At 64.7% G+C, this 21,759-nt stretch carries 20 protein-coding genes; 3 read left to right on the plus strand and 17 right to left on the minus strand.

The features are described 5' to 3' along the window. Positions 1-30 precede the first annotated feature (30 nt). The gene (locus HMPREF1137_RS07115) at positions 31-276 is read left to right on the plus strand and encodes a hypothetical protein (protein ID WP_007590414.1); all 246 of its coding nucleotides are present in this window, start codon (positions 31-33) and stop codon (positions 274-276) included. Here HMPREF1137_RS07115 and HMPREF1137_RS07120 read toward each other — a convergent pair. The 7 genes from HMPREF1137_RS07120 to glgA all read right to left on the minus strand — a co-directional run bounded on the left by HMPREF1137_RS07120 (position 264) and on the right by glgA (position 8,808). Then, positions 264-935, minus strand: a complete 672-nt coding sequence (locus HMPREF1137_RS07120; protein WP_007590382.1) for a histidine phosphatase family protein — start codon at positions 933-935, stop codon at positions 264-266. The genes HMPREF1137_RS07115 and HMPREF1137_RS07120 overlap by 13 nt on opposite strands. Further along, complete coding sequence (locus tag HMPREF1137_RS07125; RefSeq protein WP_007590546.1) at positions 932-3,868, minus strand: bifunctional [glutamine synthetase] adenylyltransferase/[glutamine synthetase]-adenylyl-L-tyrosine phosphorylase; 2,937 nt, start codon at positions 3,866-3,868, stop codon at positions 932-934. Before HMPREF1137_RS07125 ends, HMPREF1137_RS07120 begins: the two co-directional genes overlap by 4 nt. Then, entirely contained in the window at positions 3,865-5,205 is a 1,341-nt protein-coding gene (locus HMPREF1137_RS07130; RefSeq protein ID WP_007590430.1) for a glutamine synthetase family protein, read from the minus strand. The genes HMPREF1137_RS07125 and HMPREF1137_RS07130 overlap by 4 nt, the downstream gene beginning before the upstream one ends. Before the next feature lie 69 nt (positions 5,206-5,274). Beyond that, positions 5,275-6,234, minus strand: coding sequence for an SPFH domain-containing protein (locus HMPREF1137_RS07135; protein ID WP_007590426.1), 960 nt, complete (start codon positions 6,232-6,234; stop codon positions 5,275-5,277). 42 nt (positions 6,235-6,276) lie between these two features. Continuing rightward, on the minus strand, positions 6,277-6,750 hold the full coding sequence (locus HMPREF1137_RS07140; RefSeq protein ID WP_007590540.1) for an NfeD family protein: 474 nt from the start codon (positions 6,748-6,750) through the stop codon (positions 6,277-6,279). A 9-nt stretch (positions 6,751-6,759) separates the two neighbouring features. Then, the gene (locus HMPREF1137_RS07145) at positions 6,760-7,548 is read right to left on the minus strand and encodes an ABC transporter ATP-binding protein (protein WP_007590438.1); all 789 of its coding nucleotides are present in this window, start codon (positions 7,546-7,548) and stop codon (positions 6,760-6,762) included. A gap of 36 nt (positions 7,549-7,584) precedes the next feature. After that, on the minus strand, positions 7,585-8,808 hold the full coding sequence (glgA, locus tag HMPREF1137_RS07150; protein WP_007590485.1) for a glycogen synthase: 1,224 nt from the start codon (positions 8,806-8,808) through the stop codon (positions 7,585-7,587). 171 nt (positions 8,809-8,979) lie between these two features. Between glgA and HMPREF1137_RS07155 the strand changes: the two genes are divergently transcribed. Continuing rightward, positions 8,980-10,215: a glucose-1-phosphate adenylyltransferase gene (locus tag HMPREF1137_RS07155; RefSeq protein WP_007590384.1), complete on the plus strand. Its 1,236-nt coding sequence runs from the start codon at positions 8,980-8,982 to the stop codon at positions 10,213-10,215. A gap of 2 nt (positions 10,216-10,217) precedes the next feature. Beyond that, positions 10,218-10,901 (plus strand): phosphoserine phosphatase SerB, encoded by a 684-nt coding sequence (gene serB, locus HMPREF1137_RS07160; protein ID WP_007590425.1) that lies wholly within the window; start codon positions 10,218-10,220, stop codon positions 10,899-10,901. A 9-nt stretch (positions 10,902-10,910) separates the two neighbouring features. On the opposite strand, the gene HMPREF1137_RS07165 is transcribed toward serB, so the two are convergent. The 10 genes from HMPREF1137_RS07165 to thrS all read right to left on the minus strand — a co-directional run bounded on the left by HMPREF1137_RS07165 (position 10,911) and on the right by thrS (position 21,736). Continuing rightward, entirely contained in the window at positions 10,911-11,438 is a 528-nt protein-coding gene (locus HMPREF1137_RS07165; protein WP_007590412.1) for an NUDIX hydrolase, read from the minus strand. Then, a complete protein-coding gene (locus tag HMPREF1137_RS07170; protein WP_007590534.1) occupies positions 11,435-12,283 on the minus strand; it encodes a PrsW family intramembrane metalloprotease in 849 nt (282 codons plus the stop codon). Before HMPREF1137_RS07170 ends, HMPREF1137_RS07165 begins: the two co-directional genes overlap by 4 nt. A gap of 91 nt (positions 12,284-12,374) precedes the next feature. Then, the gene (locus tag HMPREF1137_RS07175; RefSeq protein WP_231284051.1) at positions 12,375-14,444 is read right to left on the minus strand and encodes a PrsW family glutamic-type intramembrane protease; all 2,070 of its coding nucleotides are present in this window, start codon (positions 14,442-14,444) and stop codon (positions 12,375-12,377) included. Between the two features lie 15 nt (positions 14,445-14,459). Then, positions 14,460-15,755, minus strand: coding sequence for a PrsW family intramembrane metalloprotease (locus tag HMPREF1137_RS07180; RefSeq protein WP_007590502.1), 1,296 nt, complete (start codon positions 15,753-15,755; stop codon positions 14,460-14,462). Position 15,756: 1 nt separating this feature from the next. After that, complete coding sequence (locus tag HMPREF1137_RS07185) at positions 15,757-16,380, minus strand: hypothetical protein (protein WP_007590541.1); 624 nt, start codon at positions 16,378-16,380, stop codon at positions 15,757-15,759. Further along, the gene (locus HMPREF1137_RS07190) at positions 16,377-17,558 is read right to left on the minus strand and encodes a glycosyltransferase family 4 protein (RefSeq protein ID WP_007590473.1); all 1,182 of its coding nucleotides are present in this window, start codon (positions 17,556-17,558) and stop codon (positions 16,377-16,379) included. Before HMPREF1137_RS07190 ends, HMPREF1137_RS07185 begins: the two co-directional genes overlap by 4 nt. Beyond that, complete coding sequence (locus HMPREF1137_RS07195; RefSeq protein ID WP_007590445.1) at positions 17,555-18,481, minus strand: phosphatidylinositol mannoside acyltransferase; 927 nt, start codon at positions 18,479-18,481, stop codon at positions 17,555-17,557. Before HMPREF1137_RS07195 ends, HMPREF1137_RS07190 begins: the two co-directional genes overlap by 4 nt. Beyond that, positions 18,478-19,104, minus strand: coding sequence for a phosphatidylinositol phosphate synthase (gene pgsA, locus HMPREF1137_RS07200; RefSeq protein WP_007590536.1), 627 nt, complete (start codon positions 19,102-19,104; stop codon positions 18,478-18,480). The genes HMPREF1137_RS07195 and pgsA overlap by 4 nt, the downstream gene beginning before the upstream one ends. Continuing rightward, positions 19,104-19,697: an HIT family protein gene (locus tag HMPREF1137_RS07205; RefSeq protein WP_007590542.1), complete on the minus strand. Its 594-nt coding sequence runs from the start codon at positions 19,695-19,697 to the stop codon at positions 19,104-19,106. Before HMPREF1137_RS07205 ends, pgsA begins: the two co-directional genes overlap by 1 nt. Positions 19,698-19,702: 5 nt before the next feature. Beyond that, a complete protein-coding gene (gene thrS / locus HMPREF1137_RS07210; RefSeq protein WP_007590470.1) occupies positions 19,703-21,736 on the minus strand; it encodes a threonine--tRNA ligase in 2,034 nt (677 codons plus the stop codon). Positions 21,737-21,759: the final 23 nt, after the last annotated feature.

The raw sequence follows: 21,759 nt of genomic DNA on the forward strand, positions 1-21,759 counted from the left end.
TTCCAAGCGTAACCGCACGGGGAGGACACCATGGCACTGGGAGTCGAAGCCGCATCGGGCATCTGCTCGGCGCGCGAATGCACGAACGCCGCGATCTACCGGATCGACTGGCGCAATCCGGCGATCCACCACGCCCGCACGAAGACGTGGCTCGCGTGCGAGGAGCACCTGTCCTACCTGGAGAACTACTTTAAATACCGCTCGTTCCCTTTCGACGTGTCAGCCTTCGTTGCACCCGATAAGGACTCAGGCGGCGAATCGTCTCACGACCACTGATCGAGGGGACGGTCGTTCCAGGTGAGGGCGTGGAGCCCCTTCGCCAGTTCGTCGGCCGAGGAAGGGGCGAAGTCGGGCGCCCACTCGAAGGTGGACGTGCCCGTGTTGGACATGAAATGCTTGGAGACGAGCTCCTCGTCAATGTCGGTGGACAGCCACGTGGCCAGCAGGCGCGTGAGCGCACCGTGGATGACGAACACCGCAACGGCCTCGTCCCCCGCGTTCTCACGAGCGGCCAGTCCCACTCGGCGCACGGTCTCCAGCGAGCGGGCCAGGGCCTCGCGCCCGCTCTCACCGCCGGGCATGCGATTATCCAGATCCCCCGCGCACCACGACAGCGTCGTGCGTACATAGAGGGACTGCGAGCACGGGTCAGCTGCCATTTCGAGGTCGCCGGAGCGTAGCTCGCGGATGCCGGGGTACACCTGCGGGGTCAGCCCGTAGGCGCTCGCCAGCGGGGCCGCAGTCAGGCGCGTGCGATGCAGTCCGGACAGCGCGATGACGGTGGGAGGAGGTGCAACCTCGGACTCCCATCGATCCGCGAGGCGCTGGGCCTGGAGGAGTCCTTCGGGAGTCAGCCCGAGGCCGGGGCGCACCGTATCGAGCGCACCGAGGCGATTCGCGGGGGTCTGTCCGTGCCGTACCAGCACAATCTTCACTGCTGCTCCCAGAAAAGTCGTTCCATGACGGCGCGCGCCTTGCGTCCAGCGCGCAGCCAGTCGTCTTCGAGGGCGTTCAGCCCGCCGCTACCGTACCCGAGGATCGCTGCGAGGGCACGCAGCTCCGCGCTATCGCGGGGCAAGACGTCGAGCTTCACACCGCTCATGCGCCCGCTCGCCAGGGTGTTTGCCGCGCGGATACGGGTGGCCATATCCCAGGCATCGAGAAGAGTCTGCGCGTCTTGAGCGCCGATCAGCTCGTTCTCCCGAGCGCTGAGGATCGCCTGCGTCGTCGAGGGTGTACGCAGTGCGGGGTTGTTCATTCCAGCACGCATCTGGATGAGCTGGATCGTCCACTCCACGTCGGTGAGGCCGCCGGGGCCTAGCTTCACATGGCGAGCGGGCTCAATGCCGCGCGGCAGACGCTCGTTCTCCATGCGGGCTTTGAGCAAGCGAATGTCGCGCACATCCGACTCGCTCACTCCCCCATAGGCAAGCTCATCGAACAGTGCCCGTGCAGAATCGGCGAGGCTTCCCTCACCGATCGGGCGCGCACGCACCGCGGCCTGCCGCTCCCAGGTGGATGCCCACCGCTGCGTATACTCACGATGCGACTCGATCGTGCGGCTCATCGGGCCGTTCTTGCCCTCGGGTCGCAGATCGAGGTCGACGACAATGCCCAGCTGATTGGTCGCCGAGCCGAGGAGGTTCTTCACGCGGTTCACAATCGCCGTCGCGCTGGCAGCCGCTTCCGCCTCGGTGGCACCCCCGACGGCCTCATGGAGGGCGATCACGTCGGCGTCCGAGGCGTACGAGCACTCGCGTCCGCCGTAGCGGCCCATCGCAACGAACACGACGGCCGCCCGCTGCTCGCCCCACCGCTCGCTTTCTTCACGCTGCGCGATGGCGAGGGCTCCCAGAATTGCCGCATCCGTGGCGTCGGCGATCGCGTTACCGCGCGGATCGACGCCACCCAGCAGGTCGCTCATCGCGCAGCGCGTCAACTCACGGGTGCGTACGGCCCGCACGCGAGCGGCAGCTTCCGTCGCGTCATCGTGGCGATCGATGAGGGCTGCCACTTCCCGAGCTAGCCGATGCGGCTCGCGCGGCGCCAGCTCAGCGTCATCGTCGAGCCAGGCCACGGCCTCGGGACGCTTGGCGAGAGCCTCGGCGATCCAGCGGGAGTTCGGAAGCATGGTCGTGAGCCTGTGGGCGGCCACGCCCGAGTCGCGCAGGAGCGCGAGGTACCAGTGCGAATCCCCAATGTCCTCGGACAGGATGCGGAAGTTCAGGAGGCCCATGTCGGGGTCGGCCCCTCTGGCGAGCCACGAGATGAACACCGGAAGCAGGTGGCGCTGGATCGCGGCGCGCCTGCTCGTCCCCTGGGTGAGCGCGCCGATGTGCGTCAGCGCTCCCGCCGGATCACGGTAGCCAATCGCTGCCAGCCGGTCGCGCGCGCCATCCGCGTGCAGGGACACCTCGTCCTCGCTCAGCGACGCGGTCGCAGCAATGATCGGACGGTAGAAGACGTCCTCATGCAAAGCACGCACACGAGTGCGAACCTCGTCGATAGCGGAACTGATCGACTCCGCGTCTGCGAAGCGAGTGGCACCCATCGAACGTCCGAGGACACGCAGCTCCCGTTCCTTGTCAGGAATCAGGTGCGTGCGGCGCATCCGGGGCAGCTGAGTGCGGTGTTCGACGGCGCGCAGGAATCGGTAGCACGAGGCGAGCTGATGCGCGTCGCTGCGCGCGATGTAGCCACCCTCGCGCAGCGCCTCAATCGCCTCCAGCGTCGATCTCACGCGCAGGAAGGCATCGGTGCGACCGTGAACCAGCTGGAGCAGCTGAACCGTAAACTCAACGTCGCGCAGGCCGCCGCGCCCGAGCTTGAGCTCACGCGACGCATGTGAACGCGAGATGTTGTCTTCGACGCGGCGACGCATCGCGCGCGCAGCCTCGACAAATCCTTCGCGGGTGGCAGCGCTCCACACGTAGGGCTGCGCAGCTTCCTCGAAGGCACGCCCGACAGCCTCGTCTCCCGCACAGGCACGTGCCTTGAGCAGCGCTTGAAACTCCCACGTTTGCGCCCACTTGTCCCAGTACTGGCGGTAGGACTCGACGGTGCGCACGAGCGCTCCGTTGCGGCCCTCGGGGCGCAGGTTCGCGTCTACCGTCCACAGCGGCGCTTCGGTTCCGGGGCCCGAGCAAGCGGAGGCGGTGGCCGCCGCCAGGCGCGTCGCGACCTCAAGGGCTTCTCGCTCATCCCCATCAGCCCCGGCCTCGGCGACGTAGACGACGTCCACGTCGGAGATGTAGTTGAGTTCGCGTGCTCCCGTCTTGCCCATCGCAATGATGGCGAAGGGGATGCGCCCGCGCGGGTCAATGTCGCGCCTCGCCAGGGCAAGGCCAGCCTCGAGAGTTGCATCAACCAGGTCGGCGATGCGCCGACCGACCTCGGGCATGAAGCCTTCAGGATCATCACTCGTCAGGTCATCGGCAGCCAGGGAGAGCAAAACACGACGGTAGCCGGCGCGCAGGTCATCCACGTGCGCGTGCTCCGAGGCTACGTACACTCCGTTATCCACCCGCGTAGCCCCGACGGATTCCAGCAGCACCTGTGCGGCCTCACCGGGATCCTCCCACGCCGCTCGAGCGCGGCTGGGATCGGCAACAATGTAGTCGCCCAGCCACTGGCTGCCACCCAGCACTGCGCACAGGCGAGCGCGCGCACGCGAATCATCGATGAGTCCACGCACGAGGCCGGGATCCGCCTCGTGTAGGCGGATCGCCGCCAGCAACGCCTGATCGGGGTCGGCGCTCGCCCCCAGGTCCGCCGCCCATACCTCGGCTCCACCCGGAAGCTCCTCGAAGAAATCGAGGGCGCGGCGAGGGTCCAGGAATCCGGCAAACCGGAGTTCGTCGAGCGTCACCGGGGAACGACCTTGAGGAATTGCTCGAGTTCCTGACGGGTAATCTGTTGACGATACTCCGTCCATTCCTTGCGCTTGTTGCGGATCACGTAGTCGAACACCTGCTCGCCGAGCGTGGAGGCCACCAAATCGGAGCGCTTCATCGCACGCACCGCATCCGCCAACGAGGCAGGCAGGGCACGAATGCCCATGACTTGACGCTCGCGATCCGACAGATCCCAGACGTTGTCCTCGGCCTCAGGCATCAGTTCCATCTTCTGCTCGATGCCATCCAAACCAGCGGAAATCAACACAGCGAACGCAAGATACGGGTTCGCACTCGGGTCGGGCGCGCGGTATTCGATCCGTGCGGCCGCGGCCTTCTTCGGCTTGTAGAGGGGGACACGCACGAGAGCCGAGCGATTCAGGTGACCCCAGCACACGTAGGAGGGAGCCTCTCCCCCGCCCCACAGGCGCTTGTAGGAGTTGACATGCTGGTTGGTAATGGCCGCAATCTCCTCGGCATGGGCGAGCAGGCCCGCAATAAACTGACGCCCCGTCGTGGACAGGCGATACTGACCCGCCGGGGAGAAGAACGCGTTCGCTTCGCCCTCAAACAGCGACAGGTGCGTGTGCATTCCCGAGCCCGGGTGCTCGATGAAGGGCTTGGGCATGAACGTCGCGACGAGCTCCTCGCGTAGCGCGACCTCCTCAATGAGGGTGCGCGCAGTCATGATGTTATCCGCTGCACGCACGGGGTCAACGGCTCGCAGGTCAATCTCGTTCTGTCCCGGTCCGCCCTCGTGGTGCGAGAACTCGACCGGGATCGCCATGTCCTCAAGCATCCGCACGGCGCGGCGCCGGAAGTCGTTCGAATCGCCGCGCGCGACGTGGTCGAAGTAGCCAGCCTGATCGACGGGGATCATGCGATCGGGTGTCACGGGCTGACGCAGCAGGTAAAACTCAATCTCCGGGTGAATCATGACCCGGAAGCCCGCATCAGCGGCGCGCTCCACGGCTCGCTCGAGAACCCCTCGGGGATCCGAGGGAGCCGGACGCCCATCGGGCATGAGGACATCGCAGAACATACGCGCAACCGGGTCCTCGTTGGAACGCCACGGGAGCAACTGGAACGTCGACGCATCCGGCTTGAGCAGCATGTCCGACTCGTAGACGCGCGTCAGGCCTTCGACGGCCGACCCATCGAAGCCAATCCCCTCACTGAACGCCTCCTCGAGCTCACCAGGGTCGATCGAAATCGACTTCAAGACGCCCGCAACATCCGTAAACCACAAACGGATGAAACGAATATTCTTCTGCGCGACCTCGCGCAGCACGTATTCCTGATGCGAATCCACCGGTGTCCTCCCGTTGAGAAAAGAACGGGCCGACCGCAGGGACTGCGGTCGGCCCGGCATGGCTTCAGTCTACTTGCCCAGGTTGAAACCCTTCGAGATGGATTCCAGTGCGCCGGTGAGATCCGAGGGAAGCATCCACAACTTGGACGCCTGACCGTCTGCGATCTTCGGCAGCATTTCGAGGTACTTGTAGGACAGGAGCTCCGGTGTGGCCTTTCCTGCGTTGATGGCCGCGAAGACCGTCTGGATGGCCTCGGACTCACCCTGTGCGCGCAGGATCTGGGCCTGGCGGGCACCCTCGGCCTGCAGGATCAGGGCTTCCTTCTGGCCCTTGGCCTGCAGAACCTGAGCCTCCTGCTGAGCGGAGGCAGCCAGAACGGCGGCCTGCTTGGCGCCCTCTGCCTTCTTGATCTGGGCCTCACGCTCGGCCTCGGCCGTCAGAATCGTGGCGCGCTTGGTGCGCTCCGCCGTGATCTGCTGCTCCATAGCGGCCAGGACTCGCGGCGGCGGCTCAATGGACTTGAGCTCCACGCGGGTCACGCGGATGCCCCACGGGCCCGTGGCCTCGTCGAGAACGCCACGCAGCTGCTTGTTGATCGACTCGCGCGAGGTCTGGGTCTGCTCCAGATCAAGAGAGCCGATCAGGTTACGCAGCGTCGTCGCGGTCAGCTGCTCGATCGCCTGCAGGAAGTTAGCGACCTCGTAGGTTGCGCTGCGCGGATCCGTGATCTGGAAGTAGATGACGGAGTCGATCGACACCATCGCCTGATCAGCGGTGATGACGGGCTGCGGCGGGAAGTTCGCCACCTGCTCGCGCAGGTCAATGCGGGCAGCGACACGGTCCACGAAGGGGACCAGCAGGTGGAAACCACCCTGCATGACCGCCTGGAACCGGCCCAGGCGCTCGACGACGTACGCCTGCGACTGCGGGACAATCCGCACCGCGCGCACCAGCGAAATAACAACGAAAACAATGAGCGCGAGGACCACGATCACCGCGATGTTGCCGATGACTTCACTGGAACTCATAACGCATCTCCTTTCTTACGTTACTGACAGGAAGCGGGGCTTTCAGGAGGCCGAACCCGCAGACGGCTGGGTAGGTGCTGGCACCGCAGGGTTCAGAGCGCTCACGACGGCGGTTGCTCCTTCGATACGATCGACGCGTACCTCGACACCAACGGGAAGCTCAAGCCCCTCTGTTCGTGCGCTCCATTCACCGCCCGTGAACTGGATGCGTCCGTGACGCTCCCCCACGGCCTCGGTCACGTAGGCGGTCTTTCCGATGAGACCGTCCGTGTTGCTCGGAACGTAGTCGGTCGTCTTGTCGATCCGGCCCTTGAGGAACGGACGCACAACCGCCAGCAGAGCGATCGAGACAACGACGAAGACGATGACCTGAATCGTTAGATTCGCGCCGAACACGCCCGCGATGCCAGCTGCCAGCGCGCCGATCGCGAACATGAGGAAGACGAAGCTGACACTCATGACCTCGACGATGCCGCACACCAGGGCGGCGAGAATCCACAGCCACCAGGTAGTCATATTTCCCCCTTAGTCGGTGACGCCGCGCGCCCACCAGCGACCATCGGTGCGACCGGAGAGCAGCGGCATTCCATAGACCTGCGACAGATTGACGCCCGTCAGCGTGTCCTCGATGGGACCCTGATGGGCAATCTGCCCCTGCGACATGATCGCGCAGTGCGTCACGCCGTCAGGAATCTCCTCGATCTGGTGGGTCACCAAGATGATCTGCGGAGATTTCGAACCTTTCATGATCTCCGAAAGCGCGGCAATGAGCAACTCGCGCGCACCCAGATCGAGCCCAGAGGTCGGCTCGTCGAGGACGAGGACCTCGGGATCGGTCATGAGCGCACGGGCGAGCAGCACACGCTGTGCTTCTCCCTCAGACAGGGTCGCGAACTCGCGCTCGGCGAGGTGGTCGACTCCGAAGATCTCCATGAGCGCACGGGCGCGCTCATCATCGATCTGCTCGTATTCCTCGTCGTGTGCGACAGCCAGGCCCCAGGCGGCGCTGCGCACCGTGTCGAGAACCGACTGCGTCGGCACGATCTTGGCACCCACCGCAGCCGAGGCGAGCCCGACGCGCGTGGCCACCTCTGCCGGATCGGCCTGTGCCAGATCCGTCTCCGAAACAGTCACGTCACCACTGTCAGGGGCGATGCGACCGGAGGCCACACGCGCCAGCGTGGTCTTACCCGCACCGTTCGGGCCGACGATGACCCAGTGCTGGCGCGGACGCGTCGACCACGAGACATCGGAGAGGATCTGCGTGTCCCCTCGTTGGACGGACACGTGAGAGAGATTCAGGACGTAAGTCATGTATCCAGCCTAGTCGTCTGACGGGTGACGTGCGCCCTAAACGAGCGAACGGTACAGCTCGGCGGTCTTCACGCCGATCGCTTCCCAGGAGAAGTGATCGCGGGCGCGAACGAGGCCAGCCTCGCCCATGCGACGTCCCAGCTCAGGATCGTCGAGGACACGCACCAGGCGATCAGCCATCGCTTCCTCGAAGGCGCGAGGATCGAGCGGCGTTCCCGTGCCGTCCTGCTTCTGGTCGATCGGCACGAGGTAGCCAGTCTCTCCGTCGACGATCACGTCGGGGATGCCGCCGGTCGCAGTGCCGACGACGGGCAGGCCCAGGGCCATTGCCTCGAGATTCACGATGCCAAGGGGCTCGTACACCGACGGCGTAATGAAGACCTGCGCAGAGGACAGGATCGCCGCCACCTCGGGCTGCGGGAGCATCTCGGAGATGAGGACGACACCGGAGCGACGCGCACGCAGCTCGGCGACGAGGCCCTCGACCTCGGCCGCAATCTCGGGGGTGTCAGGAGCGCCGGCGCACAGCACGAGCTGGACATCATCAGGCAGGAGCTGGGCGGCACGCAGGAAGTACGGCAGGCCCTTCTGACGGGTGATGCGACCGACGAACACAACCGTGCGACGCGACGGGTCGATACCGTGCTCGGCGAGAACGCGGGCGCGCAGTTCCTCGCCCGCCTCACCCTCGGGGGCGTGCCACTTGTTCAGGTCGATGCCGTTGTGGATGACGTGCACGCGCTCGGGATCAACACCGGGGTAGCAGCGCAAAATATCGTCACGCATGCCGTTCGAGACGGCCACAATCGCGCTTGCTGCCTCATAGGCGGTCTTCTCCACGTAGGAGGACAGGCGGTAGCCACCGCCGAGCTGCTCAGCCTTCCACGGACGCAGCGGCTCAAGCGAGTGCGCCGAAATCACGTGCGGGATATCGCCGAGAAGCGACGCAACGTGTCCGGCAAAGTTTGCGTACCAGGTGTGGGAGTGGACCAGGTCAGAACCCTCGCACGCAGCGGCAATCTCGAGGTCGACACCGAGCGTACGCAGCGCAGCGTTCGCTCCGGCCAGCTGAGGCAGATCGGCATGTCCGGTCACGCCCGGGTCGGCTCCATCGGTACCCGGTTCGCGCGGACCGTCAAACGCCTGGACGCGCAGGTCATCGACGAGGCCGCGCAGGACCTTGGCCAGTTCGAGCACGTGGACACCGGCACCTCCGTAGACGTGAGGCGGGTATTCGCGGGTAAGGAGATCAACGCGCATGGTGGGGTCCTTCCGACAAGAGCGACGTGTGAGACACATCGTATCCGATCTCACGTCATGCCTGGTCGAAAACGAGACGGTGTAGCAATCGATAGACATTTGTAATACAGTGTGACCACTCCCACGGATCCGCGCCGATGCGGGTCCACTCGACCAACGAAGAGGTGCCACATGGCAAAGAACCACGTTCTGGCAATCGTTCTCGCGGGCGGTGAGGGTAAGCGACTGATGCCCCTGACGGATGACCGTGCAAAGCCGGCAGTTCCGTTCGGTGGTCACTTCCGTCTGATCGATTTCGCACTGTCGAACATCGTGAACTCCGGATACCTCAAGATTGTTGTCTTGACGCAGTACAAGTCCCATTCACTCGACCGCCACGTCACAAAGACCTGGTACACGTCTCCCCTACTCGGCAACTTCATCGCCCCTGTTCCGGCTCAGCAGCGTCGCGGGCCGCACTGGTACCTGGGCAGCGCCGACGCCATCTACCAGTCGCTCAACATCGTCGACGACGAGCAGCCGGAGTACATCGTCATCATCGGTGCGGACAACATCTACCGTATGGACTTCTCGCAGATGGTCCAGCACCACATCGATTCTGGCCTGCCCGCCACGGTCGCCGGCATCCGTCAGCCGATCGAGCTGGCTTCGGCACTCGGCGTCATCGACGGCGAGAACGGGGTTGTCAAGAACTTCCTCGAGAAGCCCAAGAACGCCGTGGGCTTGCCCGACGATCCCACCAAGGTCCTCGCCTCCATGGGCAACTACGTGTTCACCACGAAGGACCTGGTCAACGCTCTGCGCGAGGATGCGGCCGACCCCGATTCGAAGCACGACATGGGTGGCAACATCATTCCGTGGTTCGTCGAGCGCGGCGAGTGCGGCGTCTACGACTTCCAGGACAACGACGTGCCGGGGTCGACCGACCGCGACCGCGACTACTGGCGTGACGTCGGTACGCTGGACGCCTACTACGAGGCGAACATGGACCTGATCTCGGTGCACCCGGTGTTCAACCTGTACAACCGCGACTGGCCGACCATGACGATGATCGACGGCTCACTGCCGCCGGCCAAGTTTGTGTACGGCGATGCGGATCGTCTGGGTCACGCGATCGACTCCTTCGTCTCCCCCGGCGTCATCGTCTCCGGCGGCGAGATCGTGCGCTCGGTCGTTTCCCCGAACACCTACGTCCACTCGTGGGCGAAGATCGAGGATTCGGTCGTTATGCATGGCTGTCGCATCGGCCGCTCGGCCCGGGTCGTGAAGACGATTCTGGATAAGAACGTCGTCGTCGAAGAAGGCGCAGTCGTTGGCGTCGACCTCGAGCATGATCGCGAGCGTGGCTTCACCGTCACCGAGTCCGGCATTACGGTCGTTCCCAAGGGTGCGGTCGTCCGCAAGTGAGCATGACTCACCGTCTCGACGAGCCGGGTGCTCCGCTGCTGTGTGCCAGCGGGGCACCCGGCCTCGTCGTCACCGACGTCGATTCGACGCTGATCAGCCAGGAAGTCATTGAGGAGCTCGCAGGCGCTGCGGGCACCCGTGAGAGGGTCGCCGAGATTACGTCTCGTGCCATGAATGGGGAGCTCGATTTCGCAGAGTCTTTGCGCGAGCGCGTCGCAACCCTCGCGGGTGTCCCCGAGTCGGTCTTCGGTGATGTCCTGTCCGCCATCACCCCCACGAAGGGCGCGCGAGAGCTGATCGACGCGGTTCATCGTGCGGGTGGAAAGTTTGGCATCGTCTCGGGCGGATTCGAGGAAGTGGTCGCTCCCCTGGCAGCGTCCCTCAACATCGACTTCTACGCGGCGAACCGCCTCGAGGTCGTGGATGGCGTCCTGACCGGCCGAGTGCTCGGGCGTATCGTGACCTCCCGCGTGAAGGTCGACTGCCTACGTTCGTGGGCCTCGTCCCTCGGTGTCCCCCTTGAGCGTACGGTCGCGATCGGTGACGGGGCGAACGATGTCCCCATGATGAACGAGGCCGGGGTCGGTATCGCGTTCTGCGCGAAGCCCGCCGTGCGCGAGCAGGTCTCCGTCCAGCTCAATACGCCGGATCTGTCCCTAGCGATTGCTCCCCTCGGCCTCGCCTAGCCGAAGGTGTCAGGGTTCGCGTGTGTCTGTCAGGCGGATCATGTGCCCGTCCCACCCGTCGCGCCAGGCGCGCGCATACTCGAGGATCTGCGCGGGGTAGATCTCACCGTTGATCTGGGTAGAGGCCTCGTCGATATCCCACCACGCTTGGGCATCGATAACGGAGCGCTCCAGCTCGGTCCATCCTTCCCTGCTCAGCACGGTCGAAGGCGCCTGTGTGATGAAGAACCACTCGTCCTGGCGCGCAGTGACGGCTAGGAAGTCGAACTCGGCGGTCCGATAAAGGACGGGACCGACCAAGTCGTCGGGGTCCAGCTCGATCCCCGTTTCCTCGAAGACCTCACGCACCGCGGCACTGCGGGGGTCCTCCCCCTCCTCGATGCCGCCCCCAATCGTGAACCACCAGAATCGCTCCGGTTGGTCCTCGTCGTGGCCCTTCGCCAACAGGACGCGTCCCTCATCATCAAACAAGAGGACGCGGGCGGCCTCCCGGTGGGGGTAGCCGTCCGCGTCCAATGGCCAGTCGAGTGCGCTCATGCCTCCAGAGTAGCCTGGCGGCGGCGCAGGCCCCACACCAGGAGTGCTGCGCTCACGACGAAAACCGGGATTTCGATGGCACCGTAGGTCAGGTTCCACGAGTCTTCGGGAGCCACGAACCCCAAGCCGTTGGCCTGAGCATGCAGAGCGAGCGCTCCGACGAAGCCCAGGGCACCAATGAGGACTGCACGCATCGCGCTGTTGGCACGCAGAACGGCCCAGGCCAGCGCATATCCGAACACGCCGGTGAAGATGGCATGAGCGTATGCGCCAAGGATGGCACGCACGAGGAACGATTCCCACAGTCCACTCATTCCGTCTTCGAGCGCGCTCACGTAGTAGCCCACGTCCTCACCCCAGGCGAAGCCCATGCCAACGAGGGCGCCAAGAACGCCGCCCTGTGCGGGACGCTCGAGCACCTTGCGTGCGGCGAGAATCAGGGCAAGAACACCCAGGCCTTTACCCGTTTCTTCCACGACGGGGCCCGTCAGCACGGAGGTCGCAAAGTCAACGGCACTGTCCCCTAAGCCAGACTCTTCAACGGCAAAATCTACAAAGCCGTTTCCGAAGCCAGCAAAAATAAGAGCACCGCCGGTTCCCCAGCCGAACGCGGCAAGCCACGCAAGAACCGAAGGCTTCATGCGCGCCCACACACCGAGGAATACCAGGCCCACGACTGCGCTCAGGGTCGAGGCGCCGACCGCGAGCCAAGCATCGGATGAGGATGTACCCGCCAGGGCGTTCCTAAATTCATAGATAGCCGCCGGGATACTCAGTGCGATCAGCACGGCGGAGCAGACGATCAACGCCCAGGAACGTGGGCGCGTCGATAGTTCATCAGTCACGTAGGTTTCCTTTCTGTCCCCACTATCGTGAGACATGAACCTATGTGTGTCCTATGAAAAGACGATGCGCGGCCCGTGAGAATCGAAACACTCACATGGGGCGGATGCCCATGAGCGACTGGAAGGTCTGACGCTGTGCCGTCGCCTCCTGAATCTTGCTCTGAGTCTCGTCGATCCGGGCCTTCTCGGGCCCGCGCACGTTCATGACGATCTGGTCGAGTCCGACGGAAGCCAAGTTGTTCATGAAGGACTTCATCGCGCGCTTGGCAGCGGGACCGCCGCCCGCGACCCAGGCCAGAGCGTTGCGACGCGAGCCCGGGTCACAGACCATCTGAACCTCGCTCGGCAGAATCCACCCCTGGTTGACGTAGGGCATGAGACCGGCAGCGATGTCGCGCCGCTCCCGACGCATCGTTCGAGCGACAAAGAACAGCCAGCCGCAGAACAGAGGAACCTGGAAGATGAAGTAGAGCACGAGGAAACCGCCGCGGGAACCCGAGATCGTGGCGGATCCGTTCCACAGACCATGCATCGTCACGGCGATCAGGTAGCCAAGCGTCACAACACCGATGCCGGCACCGATCGAACGCGTGCGTGTCACCGCCCATCCGATCGCCCAACCGGTGCATGACGTGTACATGACGTGCCCGAAGACGCCCAAAAGAACGCGCATGATGAACGTCTCGGCAAGAACCCCATTGTAGAAGGTAATCACGAAGTAGCTGAAGTCTTCGACGACGAGGAATCCCGCCGCCGAGTAACCGGCGTAGACGAGGCCGTCAAGCGGGGAGGAGATTCTGTGACGCCGCATCATGACAATCACGAGCACACCGAGAGCCTTGAGGAATTCTTCGCCAAGGGGAGCGGCAACCACGCCCTCAAAGACACTCCCCGCAGCACCGCTACCGGTTGCACTGGCGACAGCGACTCCGGCAAGTCCGTTTGTAATCCCCGCGAAGAAGACTGCCACGCCGCCACCCCAGAGGAGCGCCGCGATCTTCGTCCACCAGGGCTCGGGCTCAAAGCGATCCACGAACTGAAGGAACGCCAGGATGATGACAAGCGGGACCAGGCACATGATCGCTAGGAAGAAGCCGAGGAAGGGTCCACTGGCGAAAAGGAAGCTGCTGGTACCCACGAGCATCATTGCCGCGCCGACACCGATCACGACGGCTTCAAAAACCGGTGCCTTCTTGGGAGAGGTGGGCATGGCCCACGACTGCACCTGTTGCGGCGCTGCCTGCGGGTACTGTGCGGCGCTCGGCCCGGGCATAGTCGGCGCCGAATTGACGAACGACTGGAAGGACGAGGTGAATCGCGCTTCGGGCTCGAATCGCGTCATCGGGTCGGGGGCAGGCATCTGCGTCGACTCAGTGGCAGGCTGCCCTGTTGAAACAGCAGGGGCGTAGGCCGAGGCCGCCTGCGGCTGCGGGATAACCGAACTAGTGGGTTGAGGAACGCCAGCATCGTCAGACGCAGGGGCCTCGGAGGCACCGGGCTGAGGATCAGACGACGGCTGGGGGATGGCATCGCTATCCGAGGCCGTGTCAGCGTTATCTTCCGGCTCAGGTTCGGGGGCGTAGCTCGAGGCTGCGGGAGCGCCATACTGCCCACCGGGAGCCTGCTGCTGAGGCACGGGAGCATAACCAGATCCCGCCGGACCACCATACTGCCCACCGGGAGCCTGCTGCTGAGGCGCGGGAGTATAACCGGAGCCCGCTGGCGCACCAAACTGCGGTCCCGAAGCCTGCACACCCTGCTGGGGCACCGGGGCACCGTACTGCGAGCCCTGCTGAGGTGCAGGAGCACCGTAGTGCCCACCGGGTGCCTGACCGCCCTGCTGAGGCGCAGGAGCGTACCCGGATCGCGCCGGAGCACCATACTGCCCGGCGGGAGCCTGCTGCTGAGGCGCGGGAGTATAACCGGACCCCGCGGGCGCACCAAACTGCGAGCCCGGAGCCTGCATGCCCTGCTGGGGCACCGGAGCGCCGTACTGCGCACCCTGCTGAGGTCCAGGAGCGCCATACTGCCCGCCAGGAACCTGCATACCCTGCTGCGAGGCCGGAGCACCGTACGGCGCACCGGGAGCAGGCTGTCCCTGCGGCTGGTTCGGCGGAATAAAGCCCTGCTGGGGCACGGGGTGAGGGTAGTTGTTACTCATAGCTCGTCTTCTTTCTTAGTGTGCCTGCGCGAGGCGGGACACGGCATCCGTCACGTCCTGCTGCTGTTCAGCGATCGATGTCAGGCGCAGGAATTCTCGCCTGTTGTCGACTGCTTCAGCGAGCATCTGGCGGTCGGCTTCGATACGCGCGGGGTCGGGGCCGTTCTTGGCCATGAGGCGCTGATCCATGCCCAGAGAGGCAAGATTGATGAGGAAGGAGCGCATGGCACGCTTTGCCTCGCGGCCGCCCGATCGCGCCCACTTGAGGGCGGCTCGGCGCGCGCGCCTGTCGGTGGCCATCGTGACCTCGCCGGGAATAAACCATCCGGTACGCACGTAGGGCACGAGTCCGACGCGGATCTTCTCGGCTTCCTTGCGGGACATGATGATGAGCGCGACCGCCCACACGATGAAGGCTGGCACGCCGATAACTGCGTAGAGGAGGAAGAAATATCGGAACAGGAAGGTCGAGGTGCCGTTCCACGCGAAGTGGATGACCATGGCGAAGAACCAGAACACCAGCACGATGCCGGTCTTGGACCAGCCGCGCTTGAATTTCAGCAGTGCCAGGGCGAGGCCGATGCCGGTCATCGACGTCGCCATCGCGTGCACGAAGGGGCTGAACAGACCTCGAAGGACAAAGGTCAAGAGGACGCCGCCCGCTTCTGGATTATCGACCCTGATGAAGTAGAGGATGTCCTCGGCAAACATGAATCCGCAGGCGGAAAAACCCGCGTAGACGACGCCGTCGATGAGCGAATTAATGTTGGTGCGGCGCACAACGACAACGATGAGGACGCCGAGGCCCTTGAGTGTCTCCTCGACGAGAGGGGCAATAAAAGTTGCGCCAAGGGCATTGGATTGCTGGAGATCGCCGATCGAGAGGATGATGTTCTCCTTGAGGGCGGTGTTAAGGATACCCGAGGACAGAGTTGCGACTCCCGCGCCCCACAGGAACAGAGCCACCTTCGTCTTCCAGGGCTCTGGCTCCCATCGGTCGATGAACAGGATGAAGCTGACAACGATGAGGAGCGGAACGGCAGCGAGAAGAGTCGTCTTGACAAGAGAGGCGACACCCGATGACGCGGGGCTGAGCCAGAAGATGACCATACTGAGAAGGCCGATGGTGCCGACCGTCGTCATGATGACCTCGAACCACGGGAACGAGTGGCGTGCCTTCGGCGTTTGCCACACGGGTGCGGCGTCATCGGGCGCGGGCCCGGAGATACCACTGACGACGTCGATGTTGACGCTACTGATCTTCTTCAGGCGGTAGTCTTCGCCCGGCCCTCCCCAGTGGGTCGTGTGCATGTCAGTATCCCCGTCCGCCGATATGTGTGTCGTCATCAAAGTCAATGGGCTCGGGAACCGGTGCGTGTCCGGCGAGCCGAAGCAATTTTACCATCCGTGCGGAACGCAGGGCGCGGACTCCCGCCACATCGACGTTGTGGACGTTTCTGGTGAGCTCGATACGGTAGCAGGTCGCGTCGAGGGCCTCGAGGCAGGCGGCAGCTTGCGGGTCCGCCTCGATCTGCGCACGCACGTAGGGAGTGAGCGTTTCTCGGATCGCACGCGTCACAGCGGATGCCCGCTCGAGGCGGGCGTTGACCTCGACGCGATCCGCTTGACGCTGAGCGCTGGTGCGTCGATCAAGTCCGTCGGTCGTCAGCTGATCGCCACCGTCGCGAATGTACGCGCGCGCAGCATCGACGAGGCCGGGGTCTCCCCCGCTCTCAAGGCGGGCGGCGTGAGCGAGAAGTTCGGCTTCGGAGGCGCGACGCAGCAGCAGTCGCGAGAGCGCATCACGGGAAGCAAGGATGCGCTGGTGCAGGCGATCGAGTCGACGGGCTCGCGTGATGGCAACGCCCGCGATCAGCGCCACCACGATCAGGCACATGCAGGCAAGAGCGATGCTCCAGGGAGAGATGTGAATCATCGCGACTCCTCTTCCTCGTCGTCGCGGCCACGGATGAGGTCACGTGCCCTCCTCGTCCCCGAATCCGCGGGGCTGCCCATGTCGATGGCGAGCTTGTAGACCTCGAAGACCTTGTCTGCGACGACCTCCCAGTCGTACTGCGCCGATGAGCGCGCTCCGGCAGCGGACAGTTCCTCGAGACGGTCGCGGTCGGTCAGCAGGTCGATGAGGGTACGTGCGAGCGAGTCGCTGTTGCCCGTCTCGAAGAGCGCGCCGGCTCGCCCATCCTCGAGCACCGCACGGAAGGCGGGGATATCCGAGGCAACGACAGCCGTATGGGCCGCCATCGCCTCGACGAGGACGATGCCGAAAGACTCGCCGCCCGTCTGGGGAGCGACGTAAATGTGGGCGCCGGCGAGCAAGGATTCCTTCTCCTCGTCACTGATTCCCCCGAGGAACGACACGGAATCGCCAAAACGCTCGACGGCCTGGCGAATCTCCGGAGCGTCTCCTCGGCCGGCAATCAAGAAACAGGCGCCCGGGAAACGCTCGAGCACCCCAGCGATGGCACCCGCGAAAATGCTCAGTCCCTTGCGAGGCTCGTCGAGGCGGCCGAGGAACACGATGACCGGACGTTCATCCGTCCCTACCCACTGCTCAAGGGGCTGCGCGCTGCGGAAGGAGGCCGTCTCCACGCCGTTCGGGATGATGACGGCGTCGCCGCCGTGGTGTTCGATGAGCGTACGTCGAGCTTCCTCGGAGACGGCGATGCGCACTCCGATGCGTTCCATGTACAGGCGCATGGGCGCCGAGGCAATCGCGCGCGAGACCGACCGCCCCAAGGCTGCATGGAATGTTCCCACGAGAGGGGCAGTCGACAGCATCGCGGCAGCCATCGAGACCGAGGGGACCACGGGTTCGTGCACGTGGACGACGTCGAAGTCATTGTCCGCCAGCCAGCGTCGCGTTCGAGCAAGCGCCCTGGGCTTCACCGAAATGTTCGCCACCGATCCGTTGAAGGGGATCGATACGGACGAACCCGCGGACGTGATCCAGTCGGGCAGGTCGTCCGAGGTCGACGGCGTCAGCACCTGCACGTCGTGGCCACGCGAGCGCAGCTTCAATGCGAGGTCGCGAATATGAAAGCCCACTCCCCCGGGCACGTCCCAGGAGTATGGGTTCACGATCCCGATCTTCATCGATTTTTCCTCTCGTGCTCGGCCCTCGCGCGCGCCAGGCGCTCGGGGTCAAGATCCTCCACATACACGCGCTGCATCATGTGCCAGTCCTGCGCCTTGGCCGCCATCATGGCGGCAAATTCGTCCACCCATGCCTGCGTAAGGGCCTCGACGCGGTTGAGACCGGGTCGTTCCTGTTCATCGGCACTGATCGGCCCAACACAACGCACGCGGACATCGGCCCCGGTGGGTGTCTCGTTCTCGTAGGTGATGCATGCAGCGAAAAGCGGGCGCTCCAGCTTGGTCGCAAGCGCAGCGGGCCCCGCGGCGACGAGTGCCCGCCGGGTGCCGAGATCAACCTCGATGCCCGAACCCGAAATATCCCGGTCTGCTAGAAGCGGCACGATGACGCTGCGGCCGCGCACGCGCTCAATGAGGGTGGAAAAGACCGACTCGCCCTTCGCGACGCCGATAATCTCCATGCCGAGGCCTTCGCGCAACGACACGAAACGCTCGAACAGCGCGGGAGGCTCAACCTTCTCCGCGACAGTCACGATGCCCCGGCCGTGCGCACACACCCACGCGCCAGCGCGATCCCAGCTGCCGGAGTGTCCGAGGGCGAGGACGACCGGGCCATCTTTGCTGGCCGCGGCCAAGGCCTCAAAACCCTCGAAGGAGACTCCCTCAAGCAACGGCGCGCCACGACGCGATCCAAGCATCAGCTGTTCGGCGTAGTTGCGGATGTGGGAGCGAACCGCGGCGCGCAGCTCGTCGGCAGACGGCTCCGTTCCGGTCAGACGTTCCATGTTGGCGCGGAGCCGGTCGATCATGGCTCCCCCGCGCCTGGCCGCGATCGTTGCGCCCGTATCCGCCATGCGCATGACGACGCGCAGCGGGAGGCGAGGAGCAATGGCGAAGGCACAGGACAGGAGCGAGAACGTCACTGGGCTCCCTCGTCAATGTGGCGGGCGGTGAACCAAATTCGCTGACAAACGGTCACAAACGACGCGAAAGCGACCCAGGTCAAACCAGCCGCGAAGATCCATTCAGGCAGCCCGAGGCTCATGAGAATCGCCGTGCCCATGCCGATGATGAGGCGGTCGGTGCGTTCGGCGATACCCAGCTTGGCGACGACCCCGACGGATTCCGCTCGGGCGCGGGCGTAAGGAACGGCCGCGGCGCCGACTATCGAGCAGATGCCCGCGATGATCGCCCATGTGCGAACAGGGGTATCGGCCATCTGGAAAACGGCGTAGGCAGTGAGGGAGCCAAACACGGCACCGTCGCCCAGGCGGTCGAGCGTCGAATCGAGGAAGGCCCCAAAGCGCGTACCGCCCGTTGTCATCCGCGCGAGTGTGCCGTCCACGGAATCGCCGAACATAACGACGGCCAGGGCGATACCGCCCTGCCAGATCCACCCCTGAGGAATACAGATGACCGCGATCGCGACCGTCGCGACGGTGCCCGCGACCGTCACCATGTTGGGGGTGACGCCCACGCGCGCGAGAACGCGAGCGAGAGGCGTAAAGATAGCCTTCGTGATGGAACGCCCGTGGTTTCCGAGCATCAGTCCTCCTTTGGCCAGGCGGCGGCCAGCCGGGCGCGAGCGTCCTCCAGGAGCTCAGGCACGGCCTTCGTCTGCGCAATAATCGGCAGGAAGTTCGCGTCCCCCAGCCAGCGCGGAACAACGTGCTGGTGCAGGTGAGCGGCAATACCGGCGCCGGCCACCTCACCCTGGTTCATACCCAGGTTGAAACCCGCCGGAGACGCGACCTCACGGGTGACGCGCATGGCGGCCGCCGTCAGGTTGCCCAGCTCCACGCGTTCCTCGTCGGTGAGCTCCGTGTAGTCGGAGACGTGACGATACGGGCACACGAGCAGGTGCCCGGAATTGTAGGGGAACAGGTTCATGAGCACGAAGCAGGTGTTGCCGCGGTAGACGATCAGTCCCGTCTGGTCGTCCTTACCGGGCGCCGTGCAGAACGGGCACCCCACGTCCGAGGCGTCGGCGGGCTTGCCTTCGCCGCGGATGTAGGCCATGCGGTAGGGGGTCCAGAAACGACCGAAGCCGTCCGGGACGCCCGCCAGCGAGCGGGCGTCCTCGGTCGGCAACGGGCCGTTCGGGGTACCGATCGAGTCCGAACCGGCGTCGCGGCTCATGACTCTCACACCTCGTCGAGGCCGTCGATCTGATCGGCGTTGTTGCGCTGCTCGATGTGCGAGACGATCAGCTCGACCGCGCGATCAACAGCGACGCCGTTGTGCTGCGAGCCGTCACGCAGACGGAAGGACACGGCCCCGGCCTCGACGTCTTCACCACCGGCGATGAGTGTGAAGGGGATCTTGTCCTTGGAGGCGTTGCGAATCTTCTTGCCGAAGCGGTCGTCCGACAGGTCGGTCTCGACGCGCACGCCGTGCTCGCGCAGCTTCGCGGCAACGTCCTTGACGTAGCCATCGAAAGCCTCGGCGACGGGAATGAGTCGGACTTGGACGGGCGAGAGCCACGCTGGGAACGCACCTGCGTAGTGCTCGGTGAGCACACCGATAAAGCGCTCGACGGAGCCCAGCTTGGCGGAGTGGATCATGACGGGGCGCTGGCGGGAGCCGTCGGCTGCCGTGTACTCCAGGTCGAAGCGGTCGGGCTGGTTGAAGTCGTACTGGATCGTCGACATCTGCCAGGTGCGGCCGATCGCGTCCTTGACCTGCACGGAGACCTTGGGGCCGTAGAAGGCGGCGCCGCCCGGATCCGGAACGAGGTCGAGGCCGGTCGCCGCGCAGGCGTCCTCAAGCGCCTTGGTGGCTGCCGCCCAGTCCTCGTCAGAGCCGATGAACTTGTCCTTCTTCTTTCCGTCCTCGTCGCGCGTGGACAGCTCCAGGTAGAAGTCCTTGAGGCCGAAAGCCGAGAGAATCGACAGGAAGAACTCGATCTGCGTGCGAATCTCTTCGGAAGCCTGCTCAGGCGTGCAGTAGGTGTGCGAGTCGTCCTGCGTGAAGCCGCGCATGCGGGTCAGGCCGTGGACGACGCCGCTCTTCTCGTAGCGGTAGTCGTGGCCCAGCTCGTAGAAGCGCAGGGGCAGCTCGCGGTAGGAGCGGCCGCGCGAGCGGAAGATCAGGTTGTGCATCGGGCAGTTCATGGCCTTGAGGTAGTACTCCTGGCCTGCCTTGGTGACGTTGCCGTCCTCGTCGCGCTCTTCGTCGACGAGCATGGGCGGGAACATCGTGTCCGCATAGTAGGGCAGGTGACCCGACGTGTGGAAGAGTCCGCCCTTGGAGATCTCGGGGGTGTGCACGAAGTCGAAGCCGGCCTTCTTGTGGCGGTCGGTCACGTAGGACTCGATCTCGTGGCGCAGGATGCCACCCTTGGGATGGAAGACAACGAGGCCGGGGCCGATCTCCTCGGGGAAGGAGTACAGGTCCAGCTCGGCGCCGAGGCGACGGTGGTCGCGGCGCTCGGCCTCCTTGATGCGCTCCTGGTAGGCGACGAGGTCTTCCTTGGAGGCCCAGGCGGTGCCGTAGATGCGCTGGAGCTGATCGTTGGACTGGTCGCCCTTCCAGTAGGCGGCCGAGGCCTTGGTCAGCGCGAAGCCGTTACCAATAAGCTTGGTGGAGGGCAGGTGGGGGCCGCGGCACAGGTCCTTCCACGCGACGGAGCCGTCGCGGCGGACGTTGTCGTACATGGTGAGCGTGCCGCCGCCGACCTCGACGGACGCGCCCTCGGCGCCCTTGCCCTTCGTCGTGACGAGCTCGAGCTTGTAGGGCTGTTCGGCCAGCTCGCGGGTGGCCTCCTCCTCGGAGATCTCGCGACGCACGAAGCGCTGGCCTTCCTTGACGATGCGCTTCATGCGCTTCTCGAGGTCGCGCAGCAGCTCGGGGGTCACCGCGTCGATATTGCCAAAGTCGTAGTAGAAACCGTCGGTGATGAAGGGGCCAATGCCCAGGTTCACGTCGGGGAACACATCCTGGACGGCCTGCGCGAGCACGTGCGTGGCGCTGTGGCGCAGGATGTTCAGGCCGTCCTCACTGTCCAGCGTGATCGCCTCGACAGTCGTTCCTGCTTCAAAAGGCGTCTCGAGGTCACGCGGCGTGCCGTCAACCTTGATGGCGACGACGTCGCGTGACTTCTCGAACCACGTCGTGCCCGTGGTCCCCGCCGGTACGGTCTGTTCGTGTCCGTCAATGACGAGCGAGATATCGGGCACTGTGTCTCCTAGTTTCGTTAGAT

It is taken from the genome of Actinomyces sp. ICM39, from assembly GCF_000282935.1.
GTDB lineage: Bacteria > Actinomycetota > Actinomycetes > Actinomycetales > Actinomycetaceae > Pauljensenia > Pauljensenia odontolytica_B.